General features: G+C 60.5%; 16 protein-coding genes. 15 read left to right on the forward strand and 1 reads right to left on the reverse strand.

All coding sequences use genetic code 11. The features are described from left to right. Nucleotides 1-2 precede the first annotated feature (2 nt). On the reverse strand, nucleotides 3-845 hold the full coding sequence (locus tag IBX54_RS06790) for a ferritin-like domain-containing protein (protein WP_296541907.1): 843 nt from the start codon (nucleotides 843-845) through the stop codon (nucleotides 3-5). 259 nt (nucleotides 846-1,104) lie between these two features. Here IBX54_RS06790 and IBX54_RS06795 point away from each other — a divergent pair, with 259 nt between their 5' ends. From IBX54_RS06795 to lpxA, 15 genes are all read left to right on the forward strand, one after another. After that, nucleotides 1,105-1,629: a gamma carbonic anhydrase family protein gene (locus IBX54_RS06795; RefSeq protein ID WP_296541922.1), complete on the forward strand. Its 525-nt coding sequence runs from the start codon at nucleotides 1,105-1,107 to the stop codon at nucleotides 1,627-1,629. 15 nt (nucleotides 1,630-1,644) lie between these two features. Beyond that, nucleotides 1,645-2,634 (forward strand): Hsp33 family molecular chaperone HslO, encoded by a 990-nt coding sequence (locus IBX54_RS06800; RefSeq protein WP_296541908.1) that lies wholly within the window; start codon nucleotides 1,645-1,647, stop codon nucleotides 2,632-2,634. Nucleotides 2,635-2,794: 160 nt separating this feature from the next. After that, the gene (gene rpsB / locus IBX54_RS06805) at nucleotides 2,795-3,550 is read left to right on the forward strand and encodes a 30S ribosomal protein S2 (protein WP_296541909.1); all 756 of its coding nucleotides are present in this window, start codon (nucleotides 2,795-2,797) and stop codon (nucleotides 3,548-3,550) included. 89 nt (nucleotides 3,551-3,639) lie between these two features. After that, complete coding sequence (gene tsf, locus IBX54_RS06810) at nucleotides 3,640-4,563, forward strand: translation elongation factor Ts (protein WP_296541910.1); 924 nt, start codon at nucleotides 3,640-3,642, stop codon at nucleotides 4,561-4,563. Nucleotides 4,564-4,611: 48 nt separating this feature from the next. Then, nucleotides 4,612-5,334 carry a UMP kinase gene (pyrH, locus tag IBX54_RS06815; RefSeq protein ID WP_296541911.1) on the forward strand — a complete coding sequence of 241 codons (723 nt, stop codon included), beginning with the start codon at nucleotides 4,612-4,614 and terminating at the stop codon, nucleotides 5,332-5,334. 63 nt (nucleotides 5,335-5,397) lie between these two features. Beyond that, nucleotides 5,398-5,958, forward strand: a complete 561-nt coding sequence (gene frr / locus IBX54_RS06820; protein WP_296541912.1) for a ribosome recycling factor — start codon at nucleotides 5,398-5,400, stop codon at nucleotides 5,956-5,958. A gap of 6 nt (nucleotides 5,959-5,964) precedes the next feature. Next, on the forward strand, nucleotides 5,965-6,693 hold the full coding sequence (uppS, locus tag IBX54_RS06825) for a polyprenyl diphosphate synthase (protein ID WP_296541913.1): 729 nt from the start codon (nucleotides 5,965-5,967) through the stop codon (nucleotides 6,691-6,693). Between the two features lie 9 nt (nucleotides 6,694-6,702). Further along, the gene (locus IBX54_RS06830; protein ID WP_296541914.1) at nucleotides 6,703-7,548 is read left to right on the forward strand and encodes a phosphatidate cytidylyltransferase; all 846 of its coding nucleotides are present in this window, start codon (nucleotides 6,703-6,705) and stop codon (nucleotides 7,546-7,548) included. Nucleotides 7,549-7,556: 8 nt separating this feature from the next. Beyond that, nucleotides 7,557-8,768, forward strand: coding sequence for a 1-deoxy-D-xylulose-5-phosphate reductoisomerase (gene dxr, locus IBX54_RS06835; RefSeq protein ID WP_296541915.1), 1,212 nt, complete (start codon nucleotides 7,557-7,559; stop codon nucleotides 8,766-8,768). Nucleotides 8,769-8,780: 12 nt separating this feature from the next. After that, nucleotides 8,781-10,142, forward strand: a complete 1,362-nt coding sequence (gene rseP, locus IBX54_RS06840; protein ID WP_296541916.1) for an RIP metalloprotease RseP — start codon at nucleotides 8,781-8,783, stop codon at nucleotides 10,140-10,142. Nucleotides 10,143-10,187: 45 nt separating this feature from the next. Then, complete coding sequence (bamA, locus tag IBX54_RS06845; RefSeq protein ID WP_296541917.1) at nucleotides 10,188-12,473, forward strand: outer membrane protein assembly factor BamA; 2,286 nt, start codon at nucleotides 10,188-10,190, stop codon at nucleotides 12,471-12,473. A gap of 50 nt (nucleotides 12,474-12,523) precedes the next feature. Then, on the forward strand, nucleotides 12,524-12,985 hold the full coding sequence (locus tag IBX54_RS06850) for an OmpH family outer membrane protein (protein ID WP_296541918.1): 462 nt from the start codon (nucleotides 12,524-12,526) through the stop codon (nucleotides 12,983-12,985). A gap of 23 nt (nucleotides 12,986-13,008) precedes the next feature. After that, complete coding sequence (lpxD, locus tag IBX54_RS06855) at nucleotides 13,009-14,010, forward strand: UDP-3-O-(3-hydroxymyristoyl)glucosamine N-acyltransferase (RefSeq protein ID WP_296541919.1); 1,002 nt, start codon at nucleotides 13,009-13,011, stop codon at nucleotides 14,008-14,010. After that, on the forward strand, nucleotides 14,010-14,447 hold the full coding sequence (fabZ, locus tag IBX54_RS06860; RefSeq protein ID WP_296541920.1) for a 3-hydroxyacyl-ACP dehydratase FabZ: 438 nt from the start codon (nucleotides 14,010-14,012) through the stop codon (nucleotides 14,445-14,447). The genes lpxD and fabZ overlap by 1 nt, the downstream gene beginning before the upstream one ends. Nucleotides 14,448-14,457: 10 nt before the next feature. Continuing rightward, nucleotides 14,458-15,252, forward strand: coding sequence for an acyl-ACP--UDP-N-acetylglucosamine O-acyltransferase (gene lpxA, locus IBX54_RS06865; protein ID WP_296541921.1), 795 nt, complete (start codon nucleotides 14,458-14,460; stop codon nucleotides 15,250-15,252). The last annotated feature ends 141 nt before the right edge of the window (nucleotides 15,253-15,393 follow it).

Below are 15,393 nucleotides of genomic sequence, written 5' to 3' on the forward strand. Positions count from 1 at the left end.
GTTCAAGGTCCGTGTGCGGTATCGGGCCGGGTACGGATGGCTCGCAGTGACGGGGCAGAGTTCAAGGCGCTGAGTTCGGCTTCGGTAAAACCTGCGGCGCGGCGCGCATCCAGGTTGAACGGGCCCTTGAGGGTGGGCGCCTGATAGCGCAGCGCCAGTTCGGCATAGCTGCTGAGGGGGTCGAGTTGGCGCAACTCGCAAAGAAAACGGTACCAGCGGTTGCCAATGGCCACGTGGCCGATTTCGTCGCGCAGGATGATGTCGAGAATTTTGGCCGCCGCCAGGTCGCCCGCCGACACCAGGCGCATGCGCACCGCTGGCGTGGCATCCAGGCCGCGCGCCTCCAACGTGCGCGGCACCAGCGCCAGGCGCGCCAACACATCGTTTTTGGTGCGCTCTGCCATGTCCCACAAACCGTCGTGGGCGGGAAAGTCGCCATAAGCAAAACCCATTCGGTTCAGGTGCGCGTTGAGCAATTCAAAATGCAGCGATTCCTCTTGCGCCACGCGCCACCAATCGCGGTAGAACTCGTTGGGCATGCCGGCAAAGCGCCACACCATGTCGAGCGCCAGGTTGATGGCGTTGGCCTCGATGTGGGTCAGCGCATGGATCAGTCCGGCGCGGCCTTCCAGGGTGCCGACGGCGCGGGTCTTGAGTTGCGCCGGTTGCACCAGCAGCGGGCGCTGGGGGCGTCCGGGCAGGCCGGGCGGCTCGGGAAAAATTTCAGCTGCATCCAGTGTGCAGCGGACAGTGTCCGTGGCGCGCACCCGCGCCGCCTTGTCCTGCGTGGCCTTGACTTGCAGCAGGCGCAGGCATGCAAGGCGCAGCGACTCTGGTTTGGGCAAATTTGGCTCGCCTGGAGCCGGGCTTGAAATAATGGGGTGCATGAGCGTCGGGTGTTTCCCTACAATTTTAGGGATACTCCGCATCGCTCTGGCGAAATTGGGGTAGGGCGGATCGGGATGCGCTGCAAGGCGCAATTTGCAGCCAATAGCCGTAGCTATTGGCAAAAAATGCAACGCCGCAGAGCGCCCGAGTCCGTGCTGCCACAATTCGTCAGAGTGATGCAGGGTGTCCTTAAGCAAATGATTTTGAAAGCTGATGATGGCAATTTATGAAGTTGACGGCATAAAGCCGCAGGTCGCTGACTCGGCCTGGGTGGCCGACAGCGCCGAGGTGATGGGCGATGTGGTGCTGGGCGAGCAGGTCGGTATCTGGTTTGGCGTGGTGGTGCGCGGCGATACCGACACCATCCGGATCGGCGCGCGGACCAACATCCAGGACCTGAGCGTGCTGCACGCCGATGTTGGCATGCCGCTGACCATCGGCTCTGGCGTGACGGTGGGCCACAAGGCCATGCTGCACGGTTGCACCGTGGGCGACGACAGCCTGATTGGTATTGGCGCGGTGGTGCTCAACGGTGCCAAAATTGGCAAGGGCTGCCTGGTGGGCGCGGGCGCGCTGGTGACCGAGGGCAAGGCGTTTCCCGATGGTTCCATGATCATCGGCAGCCCGGCCAAGGCGGTGCGCCAGCTCACACCAGAGCAGTTGCAGGGGCTGCGCGAGAGCGCCCGACATTACGTAGCCAACGCGCAGCGCTTCAAGGCCAGCTTGCACAAGCTTGCCTGACCCGCGAGGGTTTTCATGTCCGAAATTCACAAATTTATCTTTGACGGCCTCCCGGTGCGCGGTGCCGTGGTGCGATTGACTGATGCCTGGATGGAAATCTTGCGCCGTCGCGCCAGCAACACCACGCATGGCGCTTACCCGCGGCCGGTGCAGGCGCTGCTGGGCGAGATGACCGCCGCGGCGGTGCTGATGCAGTCCAACATCAAGTTCAACGGTTCGCTGATCGTGCAGGTGTTTGGTGACGGCCCGGTCAAGCTCGCGGTGGTTGAAGTGCAGAGCGACTTTGCCCTGCGCGCCACCGCCACCGTGAATGGCGAGCTTGCGCCCAATGCCAGCATGAGCCAGATGGTCAACGTGGGCAATGCCGGGCGTTGCGCCATCACGCTCGACCCCAAGGACCGCCAGCCCGGCCAGCAGCCCTACCAGGGCGTGGTACCGCTGTTTGGTGATGCGCGCGAAAAGCTCGAAAACTTCAGCGATGTGCTGCAGCACTACATGCTGCAAAGTGAGCAGTTGGACACCACCCTGGTGCTGGCCGCCGACGACCGGGTGGCCGCCGGCCTGCTGATTCAACGCTTGCCGATGGCGGGCGCGGGCAATCTGGCGGGCCGCGCGCAAGCGTCGGAAGAAGACCACATCGGCCGTAGCGAGGCCTACAACCGGATCGCTATTTTGGCTTCGAGCCTCAAGCGCGAAGAGTTGTTGACGCTGGATGTCGATACCATCTTGCACCGGCTGTTCTGGGAAGAAAAGCTGCTGCGCTTTGAGCCCCTGCGGGGACAGGCGGGCCCGCATTTTTCATGCGCCTGCAGCCGGGAGCGGGTGGCCCGGATGATCGTTGGCCTGGGCCAGGCAGAGGCCGACAGCATTTTGCGCGAGCGTGATGAGATTGAGGTGGGCTGCGATTTTTGCGGCCTCCAGTACCGCTTTGACGCGGTCGATGCCGCCCAGCTTTTCAGCAGCTCGCTGCCGACCACTCCCCCGGCCTCGGCCCCGTTGCAGTAAACCGTGCAGGGCCGCAGTGCTATACTCCGCGGGCTTTGCTGCAGGCGTCTTGGGCACCAAGATGCAAGCCGCAAAGTAATCCGCAAACCAGTTCATCAAGGTGTTGTCAGAAACTTGGCAAAACGAACTGGATTTCAGACCTAACCTTTGGAGTATTTTTATGGCAGTTACCATGCGCGAGATGCTGGAAGCCGGTGTCCACTTTGGTCACCAGACCCGCTTCTGGAATCCCAAGATGGCCCCCTTTATCTTTGGCCATCGCAACAAAATTCACATTATCAATCTGGAAAAATCGCTGCCGATGTTCCAGGAAGCCGCCAAATTTGCCCGTCAGATTTCGGCCAATCGCGGTACCGTGCTGATGGTCGGCACCAAGCGCCAGGCGCGCGAGACCGTGGCCCTCGAGGCGCAACGCGCCGGCGTTCCCTTCGTTGAGACACGTTGGCTCGGCGGCATGCTGACCAACTTCAAGACCGTCAAAACCTCGATCAAGCGGCTCAAGGACATGAAAATCCAGCAAGAAGCCGGTCTTGATGCCATGAGCAAAAAAGAGCAGCTCATGTTTTCCCGTGAGATGGCCAAGCTGGAAAAAGACATTGGCGGTATCCAGGACATGGCGACCTTGCCGGATGCCATTTTTGTGATCGACGTGGGTTACCACAAGATTGCCATTTCTGAGGCCCGCAAGCTGGGCATTCCACTGATTGCCGTGGTGGACACCAACCATTCGCCCGAAGGCATCGACTACGTCATTCCGGGTAACGACGACTCATCCAAAGCCGTTGCCCTGTACGCTCGTGGCATTGCCGACGCAATCCTCGAAGGCCGGGCCAACGCCATGGACGACGTGGTCAAGGCGGTGGCCGAAGACAACGGTGCCGATGAATTTGTCGAGGTCAATGAGGCGGCTGCCTGATTGGTTGGCGACCCCAATCCAAAGGGGGGCTCATGCGCCCCTTTTTTTTAATTTCAATTGATTAACTGAACTGATTTCCGGAGAAAAAAATGGCTGTAATTACCGCAAGCATGGTGGCTGAACTGCGGGGCAAAACCGATGCCCCCATGATGGAGTGCAAGCGCGCCCTGACCGAGGCCGAAGGCGATATGGTCAAGGCCGAAGAACTGTTGCGCGTCAAACTGGGTAGTAAAGCAGGCAAGGCCGCTGGCCGCATCACGGCCGAAGGCGTGGTGGTTTACAGCTTTGACTCCGGTGTGGGTGCTTTGCTCGAAGTCAATTGCGAAACCGACTTTGTTACCAAGAACGACAGCTTCCTGGCTTTGGCCAACGCCGCCGCCGGCCTGATCGTTCAACACAATCCGGCCGATGTGGCCGCCCTTGGCGCCTTGCCTTACACCCAGGACGGCTTTGGCCCGACGCTTGAAGACGTGCGCAAGGGGCTGATCGGCAAGATTGGTGAGAACATGAGCTTTCGCCGTTTCAAGCGTTTCGCCAGCGGCAACAAGCTGGCCAGCTACCTGCACGGCACCCGCATTGGTGTGGTGGTTGAGTTTGAGGGCAGTGACGTGGCCGCCAAGGATGTCGCCATGCATGTAGCCGCCATGAAACCTGTGGCTTTGTCAAGCGCTGATGTGCCCGCCGAACTGGTGGCGCGCGAGCGCTCGGTGGCTGCCGCCAAGGCGGCCGAAGATGCTGCTGTGGCCACGGCCGCCGGCAAGCCTGTGCAGTCCGCAGAAATTGTGGCCAAGCGCGTTGAAGGCGGCGTTCAGAAATTCCTCAAGGAGGTTTCTTTGCTCAACCAGTCGTTTGTCAAGAACGACAAGCAAACGGTCGAGCAAATGCTCAAGGACACGGCTACCACGGTCAAGGCCTTTACGCTTTATGTGGTGGGTGAGGGCATCGAGAAAAAGGTAGATGACTTCGCTGCCGAGGTGGCGGCCCAGGTCGCTGCTGCGCAACAAGCCGCCTGATCCAACCCGTACTGTTTCATTGCCCACCACAAACCCAAGGAGCCCACCATGTCCGATGCCAAACCTGCCTACAAGCGCATTTTGCTTAAATTGTCGGGAGAGGCTTTGATGGGAGACGACCTGTTTGGCATCAACCGCGACACGATCGTTCGCATGGTCGATGAAATCGTGGGCGTGACCGAACTCGGCGTGCAGGTGGCTGTGGTCATTGGCGGTGGCAATATCTTCCGCGGTGTGGCGGGTGGTTCGGTCGGCATGGACCGGGCCACGGCCGATTACATGGGCATGCTGGCCACCGTGATGAATTCGCTGGCGCTGGGCGACACCATGAACAAGGCCGGCCTGACGGCACGCGTGATGTCGGCCATTGCCATCGAGCAGGTGGTGGAGCCCTATGTTCGGCCCAAGGCGCTGCAGTACCTCGAAGAGGGCAAGGTGGTGATTTTTGCTGCCGGCACCGGCAACCCGTTCTTTACCACCGACACCGCCGCTGCCTTGCGCGGTGCCGAGATTGGCGCCGAGATTGTGCTCAAGGCCACCAAGGTCGATGGCGTTTACAGCGCTGACCCCAAAAAAGATCCGACAGCAACACGTTACAGCAAAATTTCCTTTGACGACGCCATGTCGCAAAATCTGGGCATCATGGACGCCACGGCCTTTGCCCTGTGCCGCGACCAGAAATTGCCGGTCAAGGTGTTTTCCATCTTCAAGCATGGCGCGCTCGAACGCGTGGTTATGGGAGAAGATGAGGGTACCCTGGTTTATGCCTGAGGCGGTCTGCACGTATCATCTGTGAATCGTTTTTCGTTTTGAACCCTGAGTGAGGAAAGACCCATGTCAGTCGCCGAAATTAAAACAAATGCAGAAACCAAGATGGACCAGTCCATCGAGGCTTTCAAACACAATCTGACCAAGATTCGCACCGGTCGCGCCAACCCGGCCATTCTCGACACGGTGCAGGTGGACTATTACGGCTCGCTGGTGCCGATCAGCCAGGTGGCCAATGTGTCGCTGCTCGACTCTCGCACGGTCAGCGTGCAGCCCTGGGAAAAGGGCATGGGCGCCAAGATCGAAAAAGCCATTCGCGACAGCGACCTCGGCCTGAATCCGTCGTCCATGGGCGACCTGATCCGGGTGCCGATGCCGCCCATGTCGGAGGAGCGCCGCAAGGAGCTCACCAAGCTGGTGCGCAACGAGGGCGAGGGCGCCAAAATTGCCGTGCGCAACTTGCGTCGCGATGCCAATGAAGCGGTCAAGAAACTGGTCAAGGACAAGCTGGCGTCCGAGGATGAGCAAAAGCGCTGCGAAACCGACATTCAAAAAGTGACCGATAAACACGTCGGCGCGATCGATCAACTGGTGGCCGCCAAAGAGCAAGACATCATGGCGGTTTGACCGGGCATGACGAACACCTCAACGCCGCACCACGTGGCCATCGTCATGGACGGCAACGGGCGCTGGGCCTCGAGGCGGTTTTTGCCGCGCATTGCGGGCCACAAGCAGGGCGTGGATTCGCTCAAGCGCTGTGCGCGGGCCTGCGATGCACGCGGCATCAAGGTGCTCACCGTGTTTGCCTTTTCGTCTGAAAACTGGCAGCGCCCGCAAGAAGAAGTCTCGGGGCTGATGGATCTGTTTGCCATGGCCCTGGGGCGCGAGGTGCCACAGCTCAAGAGCGATGGCGTGCAATTGCGTTTCATTGGGGATCGCCAGGGGCTCTCAGGCCGCGTGCTCAAGGGCATCGCGCAGGCCGAAGCTGCCACGGTGGATAACCACAAGTTGATTTTGAACGTCTGCTTCAACTACGGTGGTCGCTGGGACATCGTGCAGGCCGCCGCGCGCGTGGCCGCCCAAGGCTTGGCGATGACCGAGCAGCATTTGAACCAGGCAATGGCGCTGGCGCACGTGCCCGACCCTGAGCTGGTCATCCGTACCGGCGGTGAGCAGCGCGTCAGCAACTTTTTACTGTGGCAGTCGGCCTATTCCGAATTTTTCTTTTCCGACAAGCTGTGGCCGGATTTTGACGAGGCCGAGCTTGACCTGGCCATTCAAAGCTTCGGCGCGCGCGAGCGCCGCTTTGGCAAGGTTTCCGGCCAGAACGAAGCCGGTGCCGCGCCGACCGTCCCCAACTGAGGTGATGCCATGCTCAAGCAACGCGTGATCACGGCTGTGCTGCTGATGCTGGTGTTGTTGCCCGCGCTTTTTTACCGTGATCCGGCCCCCTTCAATTTGTTGGCGCTGCTGTTCGTGGCCGCTGCCACCTGGGAGTGGGCGCGTTTGAATGCCTGGGCGATGTCGGCAAGTTACCTGGCAGCGGCTGCGACGGCGGCGATCTGCGCGCTGCTGTGGTGGTCTGGTTGGCTGACGCAGCCCTTGCCGCGAATTTGGCTTTGCGCCGGGGCTGCCTGGGTCCTGTTGGGCGGCTGGATGTTGCGCGCCGGCGTGCCCGCCTGGGGTCAAGTCAATCACAGTTTTCGTTTGCTGGTCGGCTTGCTGGCGCTGGTGGTCACGTGGCTGGCGGTGGCGCAGGCCAGGCTGATCGGCACCCACTTTCTGCTCTCCGTCTTTACCCTGGTGTGGGCGGCCGACATTGGTGCCTACTTTGCCGGACGCACCTGGGGCGGGCGCCTCATCAAGCGCAAACTGGCGGCATCGATCAGCCCCGGCAAAAGCTGGGAAGGCGTCTTTGGCGGTATGGCGGCGGTGCTGTTGCTGGCCTGGGGCTGGCGCCAATTCGACCTCTGGGCGCAACCCGCGGTGCCTGGTTTTTACAGCCATCTGGCCGGGCGTGGGGTGCTGTTTGCGGTGATCGCCTGTTTGTTCCTGGCGGCCATGAGTGTGGTGGGCGACCTGATCGAATCGCTGGTCAAGCGCAGCGCCGGGGCCAAGGACAGCAGCAAGCTGCTGCCGGGGCATGGCGGCGTGCTCGACCGCATCGATGCCATGCTGCCGACCTTGCCGCTGGCCATGATGCTTTACACCTTTTGAAAGTAACCATGTCTGACCCCACCGGATTGATCAAACAGCGCGTTGCGATTCTCGGCTCGACCGGCTCGATCGGCGTCAGCACGCTTGAAGTGCTGGCGCTGCACCCCGATCGGTTTGAAGTCTTCGCCCTGACCGCCGCCACCCAGGTTGACAAATTGCTGCAGCAATGCGTGCAGTTTCGGCCTGCGTTTGCTGTCATGGCAAGCAGCGCGCATGGCCAGGAGCTGGCGCGCCAATGTCGTGCGCTGGGTTTGCCGACGCAGGTGCTGTGTGGCGCCGCTGAAATCACGGCAATGGCCCGGCACGAGCAGGTCGATGTGGTGATGGCGGCCATTGTGGGTGCCGCCGGGTTGGCTTCGTGCCTGGCTGCGGCGCGCGCCGGCAAACGCTTGTTGCTGGCCAACAAGGAAGCGCTGGTGGTTGGTGGCGACTACTTTTTGCAAGCCGTGGCGGCAGGCGGCGCCAAGCTCCTGCCCATTGACAGCGAGCACTCGGCCGTGTTTCAGTCGCTGCCTGATGATCAAGCCAATTGGGCAGCGCAGATCGACAAAATCATTCTGACCGCCTCGGGTGGGCCGTTCCGCCAGCGCGACCCGGCGAGCTTTGCCGACATCACGCCTGACCAGGCCTGCGCCCACCCCAACTGGGTGATGGGGCGCAAAATTTCGGTCGATTCGGCCACCATGATGAACAAGGCGCTCGAAGTCATCGAGGCGCACTACCTGTTCGGCGTGGCGCCGCAGCAAATCGAGGTGGTGATCCATCCGCAAAGTGTCATCCACTCGATGGTGCAGTACCGCGACCATTCTGTGGTTGCCCAACTCGGCACGCCTGACATGAAGGTGCCCATTGCCTACGGCCTGTCGTGGCCGCAGCGCATGGCCTCGGGTGCCAGCGCGCTTGATTTCCGGGCCATGGCAGGCCTGACCTTCGAGGCAATTGACAGCAACGGCCACGGCCAGCGTTTCCCGGGCTTGGCGCTGGCCTGGTCGGTGCTTGCTGCGCCGGCGGGCACCACGGCGGTGCTCAACGCGGCCAACGAGGTGGCGGTGGCGGCTTTTCTGGCCAGTCAAATCCGCTTTGACCAAATGCATGCCGTCACTCTGGAAACCCTGAGCAGCGTGCAGCCTGCGGCACCGGGGTCGTTGGACGACCTGCTTGCGCTCGATGCGCTGAGCCGCGACGCAGCCACCCGCGTGGTGGCACGGCTGGCGCATTGACGGTCTGATCGCATGTTGACCTTTGTCGCCTTCATCGTCGCCATTGCCCTGCTGATTGCCGTTCATGAATATGGACATTACCGGGTGGCCGTGGCCTGTGGTGTCAAGGTGTTGCGTTTCTCCATTGGTTTCGGCAAGCCGCTGTTGCGCTGGCAATCCAAGGTAAGCGGCACGGAATTCGTGCTGGCGCTGTTTCCGCTGGGTGGCTTTGTCAAGATGCTCGATGAGCGCGAAGCCCCAGTGCCGCCAGCCGAGCGCCATCTGGCCTTTAACACCCAGAGCCTGGGGCGGCGCACGGCCATCGTGGCCGCTGGCCCGCTGGCTAATTTGCTGCTGGCGGTGTTGCTCTACAGCCTGGTCAACTGGAACGGGGTGCAACTCCCGGCAGCGCTGCTGGCACCCCCCGTGGCCGACTCCATCGCGAGTCAGGCGGGCTTGGTGGGCGGCGAGCGTGTGCTGCGCGCCGCACTCGACGGTGAGGCCGAGATCGAAGTGCGGTCTTTTGAAGACCTGCGCTGGCAGTTGACCCGTGGCGCGCTGGAGGGGCAAGACGTCAGGCTCTGGGTGCAAGCCGATACCGCCAGCACCGAGCGAGAATTTCTGCTCAAGCTCTCTGGATTCGACAGTAAGGATGTCGATGCGCAAATGTTCCAGAAAATTGGCTTGATCGGCCCGTTGACGCGCCCCGTGCTTGGCGACATCCTGCCCGACTCGGCGGCGCTGCAAGCCGGTTTGCTGGCAGGCGACGAAGTGACCCAGGTTGATGGCAAGCTGATCACTGATGGCCAACAATTGCGTCAGTTGATTCGTCAATCCGTGGCGAATCAGGTGGCACCGACCCAGCTCTGGACCATTTTGCGTGACGGCCAGCGCCTGCAACTCAAGGTGACGCCGCAGGTCGTGATGGCGCAGGACCAGGCCATTGGCCGCATTGGTGCCTATGTGGGCGCGTTCCCTGAGCAGGTGCTGGTGCGCTATGGCGTGTTCGATGGCAGCTGGCAGGCGCTGGTGAAAACCTGGGACGTTTCAACGCTGACGCTCAAGATGATGGGCAAGATGCTGATTGGCGAAGCCTCGGTCAAAAACATCAGCGGCCCCCTGACCATCGCTGACTATGCGGGCAAGTCGGCGGGGCTGGGACTGACGCAGTACCTGATCTTTCTGGCGCTGATCAGCGTCAGTCTGGGGGTGTTGAATTTGCTGCCCTTGCCGGTTCTGGATGGCGGGCACCTGATGTATTATCTTTGGGAGGGTGTGACGGGTCGGCCGGTTTCGGACTGGTGGCTGGAGCGCTTGCAGCAAGGGGGTGTTGCCATCCTGATGCTCATGATGTCGATTGCGATTTTTAACGACATTTCCCGTTTGTTTGGTTAGTGATGGCAGTGCTTGCGCGCATGCCGTCCTTTTATGATTTTTAAAATGCATTTCAATCGTTTTCGCCTTAACACACTCACTGCCCTGACATCGCTGCTTTTTGCCGCTCAGGCAGCCTGGGCCGTCGATCCGTTCACCGTGCGCGACATCCGCATCGAGGGCTTGCAGCGGGTCGAGCCGGGCACTGTTTTTGTGTCATTGCCGGTGCGGGTTGGCGACACCTACAGCGATGACAAGGGCGCAGCCGCCATCCAGAGCCTGTTTGCGTTGGGCCTGTTCAAGGACGTGCGCATCGACGTGACTGGCGATGTGCTGGTGGTGGTGGTCGAGGAGCGCCCCACCGTGGCCAATGTGGAGTTCGTCGGCACCAAGGAATTCGACAAGGACGTGCTGGTCAAATCCCTGCGCGATATCGGACTGGCCGATGGCCGACCTTTCGACAAGGCCCAACTCGACCGTGCCGAGCAGGAGCTCAAGCGCCAGTACATCAACCGCAGCCTGTACGCCGCCCAGGTGGTGACTACGGTCACGCCGATCGAGCGCAACCGCGTCAACCTGACCTTTACCGTGGTCGAGGGCGAACCAGCCACCATCAGCGAAATCCGCATCGTTGGCAGCAAGGCGTTTTCTGAATCCAAATTGCTTGGTTTGTTTGACCTTGACACCGGCGGCTGGCTGAGTTGGTACACCAAGTCCAATCGCTATTCGCGCGCCAAACTCAATGCCGATATTGAAACCTTGCGCTCCTATTACCTGACGCGGGGCTATCTTGAATTCAAGATTGATTCGACCCAGGTGGCCATTCTGCCGAACAAGACCGACATTGGCATCAATATCAACATCACCGAGGGCGAGCGCTATGTGGTGAGCAGCGTGCGGCTGGCCGGTCAGTACCTCGGCAAGGATGACGAGTTCAAATCCCTGGTGGCGATTCGCCCCGGCCAGGCCTACAACGCCGAAGAAGTGGCCAAAACCATCAAGGCGTTTACCGACTACTTTGGCAACTTCGGCTATGCGTTTGCGCGGGTGCAAGCCTTGCCCGAGATTGACCGGGTCAACAACCGTGTGGCCCTGGTGCTGCAAGCCGACCCGTCGCGCCGGGCCTACGTGCGCCAGATCAACGTGGCAGGCAACACCCGCACCCGCGACGTGGTGGTGCGCCGCGAATTCCGCCAGCTCGAAGCTTCCTGGTACGACGGCGAAAAAATTCGTCTGTCACGCGACCGGGTGGACCGCTTGGGCTACTTTGGCGAAGTTGCCGTTGAAACGCAAGAGGTTCCGGGCACGCCGGACCAGGTGGACCTGACCATCAATGTGCTTGAAAAGCCCACTGGCAGCCTGAGTCTGGGCGCCGGTTATTCCAGTGGTGATGGCCTCGGCCTGTCATTTGGCCTGAAACAGGAGAATGCGTTTGGGTCGGGCAACTCGTTGGGCCTTCAGGTCAATACCAGCAAGACCAACCGGTTGATGGTGCTCAACACCACCGACCCCTATTTCACCGAGGACGGCGTGTCGCGTACGCTCGACCTTTATTACCGCACGACCAAACCCTACGAAGACCCGGATCGCTACCAGCTGGTGACGGCTGGCGCGGGCATCCGTTTTGGTGTGCCGTTTTCTGAAACTGACACCGTATTTTTTGGGCTTGGCGTAGAAAATTCGACCATCAAAGGTTCATTGCCCACCACTTGGGCTGCTTACGTTAAAGACTACGGCGACTCATCAACAGCGGTGCCTTTGACGGTGGGCTGGGCGCGTGACAGTCGTGACAGTTCGCTGGCCCCTAACAGCGGACGTTTGCAACGGGCCAATGCCGAGTGGTCTTTTGCCGGCGATGTCCAATATTTGCGTGCCACCTACAAGTTCCAGCAGTACATCCCCCTGAACAAGCAATTTACCTTTGCGGGCAACGCTGAATTTGGTTACGGCTGGAGCGGTGGCAGCAAGCCCTACCCGGTGTTCAAGAATTTTTATGGTGGCGGCCTGGGCTCGGTGCGCGGGTTCGAGCAGGGCAGCCTGGGGCCGCGCGATCAATTCGATACCGTGATCGGTGGCCAGCGCAAGTTCAATCTCAACATGGAAATCCTGGCGCCGTTTCCTGGCGCCGGCAACGACCGCACGTTGCGCTTGTATGGCTTCTGGGACATTGGCATGATTGCCGGCGACGACGCGGACAACGCCAATGCCAACGACCTGCGCTCCTCGGCAGGCATCGGCATCAGCTGGATTTCGCCGGTCGGGCCATTGCGCCTGGCGTTTGCCAAGCCGCTGCGCAAGTTTGATAACGATAGAATTCAGAACATGCAATTTCAGATCGGGACAAGTTTCTAATGAACCATTTTTTACGCCATCTTTGTGCATTCACGTTTTGCGGCCTGGCTATGATGTCGCTCCAGGCGCAGGAGTTGCGCATGGGTTTTGTCAGCACCGACCGGGTGCTCAAGGAAGCCGGTACCGCCAAGGCGGCGCAGACCAAGCTAGAGCAGGAGTTTGCCAAGCGCGAAAAGGAGTTGGTTGACCTGGGTGCCCGCATCAAGACTTTGGCCGATACCTTTGAACGCGATGCACCCACCTTGCCGGAAACCCAGCGCCAGGCCCGGCAAAGGGAATTGCTCGAACAGGACCGCGATTTTCAAAAAAAGCGTCGGGATTTCCAGGAAGACCTGAACGCGCGCAAAAATGAAGAACTGCAATTGGTGATTCAGCGCGCCAACAAGGCCATCAAGGACATCGCTGTGGCTGAAAACTACGACTTCATCTTTCAGGATGCGGTGTATGTCAACCCCAAGCACGACATGACTGACAAAGTCATCAAGGCGCTCAACACCGCGCCAGCCAAGTAAGTTACTTTAAAGTTGAGAGGCTTGTGACCCTGCGTTTAGGTTCAATCGTCGATGCGCTGGGCGGTGAGCTGCATGGCGATGCGCATCTGTTGATCGAGGGCTTGGCCCCACTCGAAAGCGCGCAGACCGGGCAATTGAGCTTTCTCAGCCAGCCCAGGTTCCTCAAGCAACTGATTGACTGCCAAGCCTCCTGCGTGATCGTCAGCCCGCAGTTTGCGCAACAGGCGCGCGCACGCGGTGCCTGCATCGTCACCGACCAGCCCTATTTGTACTATGCCCGCGTCACCCAGCTCTGGAAAAAGAGCCTGCCTGGCGTGAGCAGGCCGCTGATTCATCCGAGTGCCGTGATCGACCCGCAAGCGCGAGTTCACCCAAGCGCGCGCATCGGCGCGTTGTGCGTGGTCGAAGCGGGTGCCGTGGTGGGTGCCGACACCGAGCTCAGGTCACGCGTCACGCTGGGCGAACGCTGTGTGGTGGGCGAGCGCTGCCTCATTCATTCGGGGGTGGTGATCGGGGCTGACGGCTTTGGCTTTGCCCCCAACGCGGGTGCTTGGGAAAAAATTGAGCAGCTCGGGGCTGTGCGCATCGGCAACGATGTGGAAATTGGTGCCAACACCTGTATTGACCGCGGTGCCCTGCAAGATACCGTGATCGAAGACGGCGTCAAGCTCGACAACCTGATCCAGATTGGCCATAACGTGCATATTGGCAAGCACACGGCCATGGCGGGTTGTTCCGGCGTGGCGGGCAGTGCCATTATTGGCGCGCATTGCACCATTGGCGGCAGCGGCAATGTGCTGGGCCATTTGACGCTGGCCGATGGGGTCAACATCTCTGCCGGCTCGATGGTCATGCGCTCCATCAGCAAGCCGGGCCTCTACACCGGCATTTTTCCGATCGACGACAACGCCGCGTGGGAAAAGAATGCGGCCGCACTCAAACAATTGGCGCGTCTGCGCGAGCGCCTGCGGGCGCTCGAGGCGCAACTCAAATCCGGACAAAATTCAAACCAAGGACATTCCTGATGGACATTCACAAAATTCTCACCAAGCTGCCGCACCGCTACCCGTTTCTTCTGGTGGACCGGGTGATTGAGATCGACAAGGGTAAAACCATCAAGGCGCTAAAAAATGTCACCATCAACGAGCCCTTTTTTCAGGGCCATTTCCCGTACCGTCCGGTGATGCCGGGCGTGCTGATGCTCGAAGCCCTGGCTCAGGCGTCTGCCTTGCTGGCCTTTGATGCCATGGACTCTGGTGCCACCGAAGACAACGTCTATTACTTTGCTGGCATGGAAGGCGTGCGCTTCAAGCGGCCTGTGGAGCCTGGCGACCAGTTGATTCTGGAGGCGACCCTGGTGCGCTCGAAATCCGGCATTTTCAAGTTCCAGACGCGCGCTTCGGTCGATGGCGTGGTTGCCGTAGAGGCCGAACTCACCTGCGCCTTCCGCAAGATCGCCTGAGGATGCTCCCTTGACTGCCATTCATCCCACCGCCATCATTGACCCGGCAGCCGAGCTCGACAGCTCCGTCACGGTCGGGCCCTACACCGTCATTGGTCCGCACGTCAAGATTGCTGCCGGCACCACCGTGGGCCCGCACTGCGTGCTCGAAGGCCATACCACCATCGGGCGCGACAACCGCATTTTCCAGTTCGCCTCGCTCGGGGCGATTCCGCAGGACAAGAAGTACGCTGGTGAACCGTGTGAGCTGGTCATTGGCGAGCGCAACACCATTCGCGAGTTTTGCACCTTCAACATCGGCTCACCAGGTGATGTGGGCGTGACCCGGGTGGGCGATGACAACTGGCTGATGGCCTATGTGCATCTGGCGCATGACTGCCAGGTGGGCAACCACACCATTTTTGCCAACAATTCCACGCTGGCCGGCCACGTGCATGTGGGTGATTGGGCCATTCTGGCGGGCTTTACCATGGTGCACCAGTTCGTGCGGATCGGCGCCCACAGCATGACGGCGATTTGTTCGGTGCTGCTGGCCGACCTGCCACCCTTTGTCATGTGCCAGGGGCAACCGGCGGTGGCGCGCTCGATGAACTATGAGGGCTTGCGCCGGCGCGGTTTTTCGCCCGAGCGCATCAGTGTCGTCAAAGCCATGCACAAGGCCTTGTACCGGCGCGACCTGACACTGCAAGCCGCGCAGGACAGCATGGCCGACTTGGTGAACTCGCACCCCGAATCGGCGCCCGATGTACAACTGATGCTGTCGTTTCTGGCGCAAACGTCGCCCCGGCGCGGTATTGTGCGCTGACTTTCATGGTACGAAAGAGTACTGTCATCGCGAGCCCCCCGTATCCGGTCCGATACCGCAAACGGACCTTGAACAGCGACATCGTCACTGCGAGCCAGCCGTACCCGGCCCGATACCGCACACGGACCTTGAACAGAGCCT

The organism is Rhodoferax sp., from assembly GCF_014859475.1.
Lineage (GTDB): Bacteria > Pseudomonadota > Gammaproteobacteria > Burkholderiales > Burkholderiaceae_C > Rhodoferax.